This is a genomic window from Pseudomonadota bacterium (genome assembly GCA_010028905.1).
In the GTDB taxonomy this organism is placed as follows: Bacteria; Vulcanimicrobiota; Xenobia; order RGZZ01; family RGZZ01; genus RGZZ01.
The window spans coordinates 1-1,636 of sequence record RGZZ01000749.1 but is presented as its reverse complement, the minus strand read 5'-3'; the positions used below and the strand labels follow the sequence as shown (position 1 = coordinate 1,636).

The 1,636-nt window shown below is 63.0% G+C and carries 2 protein-coding genes and 1 pseudogene; 2 read left to right on the top strand and 1 reads right to left on the bottom strand.

Annotated features, from left to right (window positions below):
• Both EB084_24955 and EB084_24950 read left to right on the top strand, forming a co-directional pair.
• A pseudogene (locus tag EB084_24955) lies at positions 1-453 on the top strand (hypothetical protein).
• Between the two features lie 6 nt (positions 454-459).
• Positions 460-687 (top strand): hypothetical protein, encoded by a 228-nt coding sequence (locus EB084_24950; protein ID NDD31513.1) that lies wholly within the window; start codon positions 460-462, stop codon positions 685-687.
• Between the two features lie 41 nt (positions 688-728).
• Here the strand turns inward: EB084_24950 and EB084_24945 are convergent, their stop codons facing one another.
• The gene (locus EB084_24945) at positions 729-1,241 is read right to left on the bottom strand and encodes a hypothetical protein (protein NDD31512.1); all 513 of its coding nucleotides are present in this window, start codon (positions 1,239-1,241) and stop codon (positions 729-731) included.
• Between the last annotated feature and the right edge of the window lie 395 nt (positions 1,242-1,636).

Genomic DNA, 1,636 nt, shown 5'->3' with positions numbered 1-1,636 from the left:
CTCGGACGAGAGGGGCCAACGGTGCAGATGGGGGCGGCGCTGGGGTAGATGGTCAGCACCTGGTTCCGCCACCGGGGCCAGGAGAGACGGGCGTTGATCGCGGCTGGCGCGGCCGCGGGGCTCGCGGCAGCCTTCAACGCGCCTCTTGCGGGCCTTGTCTTCGCGGTTGAGGAGCTGCAACGCGATTTCGCCAGCGGTGTCTTCACGGCGGCATTCATGTCGGCGGTCAGCGCTGACCTCGTGGAGATGACCGCCAACTACAGTCTCATGCTTGCGCTGTTGACCGCGTGCCTCGCAGCCTACTTCACGGCCGAGATCGTGGGGTCACCGCCGATCTACGAGTCGCTCCTGCAACGTCTGATGATGGGAGGGGCCGACAAGACACCGCTGCGCGAGACGGTTCTCGTCGAAACCCCGATTCTCCCCGGCGCGCCCTTTGCGGGGAAGCCGTAGTCCGATCTGGGACTTCCAGCGGGATGTCTGCTGGTCAACGTCCGGCGGGCAGGGCAGGACGTGGTTCCCACGGGCGCCACCGTCTTGCGGGTAGACGATCGAATCGTTGCGGCTGTGTCGCCCCAGGCCGCGGGCGCATTGGAGATGTTGCGTGAGGGCAGCGGGGCAGCTTCCGTGCGCCTCCTCGAAGCCGAAGCCGCAGACACAGCGGCCGAGGCCAATCACGCGAGGTGAGCCTCACACGCGCCTCGCGGTGATGCGTTGCGCGCGTCGCTTCAGTGCGATCCGCTGTTGGAGCGCGCCGCGCCGCTCTCGCCTTCGCCTTCGTTCTCGTCTTTCGCGCTCCCGCCTTCGCCTTCGTTCTCGCCTTCGTCTTCGTCTTCGCCTTCGTCTTCGTCCCTGTACCCCAGATCGGTGACGAACGTCTCGTAGGCCTCCTCGATATCGTCGTCGATGGGTTCGATGTCGAGGTAGACGCTATGGTCTAGCTTGCGCCATTCGTAGAACGCGCGCTGATTCTTCGGTTCATAGATGAGGTAGCCGCACTCCACCCAGTCGGCAAAGAGCGATTCTGTGGAGTTGAACTCATCTTTTCGGTGGAACTCGATGGGGAGCGATTCGAACTGCTCGCGAACCTCATCAGAGAGCTCGGGGTCGTCTTCCGCGCACAGGATCGCCGTGAGCAGATTGTCATCGCCGATCTCCATGCCTTCGAGGTCGTGGAGATCGAAGTCGGCGGCGGGTTTGTTGCCTTCGTCGTGGGAGGGGACGTCGCTCGATGGGCACATTCGCTCTTCCTCGCGGTCGTTCTTTGAAGATAATGAGGAGTTCACAGTGGAAGGTCTCGGCACCTCTTTGAGCAGGCTGTGTGGCCTTCTGCACCCTCTGGGTTATCGATGATGACGAGAGGGCTCGTGGCCATAACCTGTTGCTGTCCGTGCCAGCGCTCGTCTGGGGCGAGAAGGAATACGCCGTCGGTGAAAGCCTCGAGCATCGTGTGGCGCGTTCATGCGGAAAAAGCCGGGTGCGGGCTTTTCTGCCCCTGGGGAAGCCGGGTGCCGGCTTTTTTGCGCAGTGCAGGGGGCACATAAGTAGTCGCGCATCCCCGGCCCAGCGCGCCTGCCCGTGCGCGTTCACAATCTCGTTACATCGCAGTTCTTCGATTGGTGGAAAAGTGTAACGA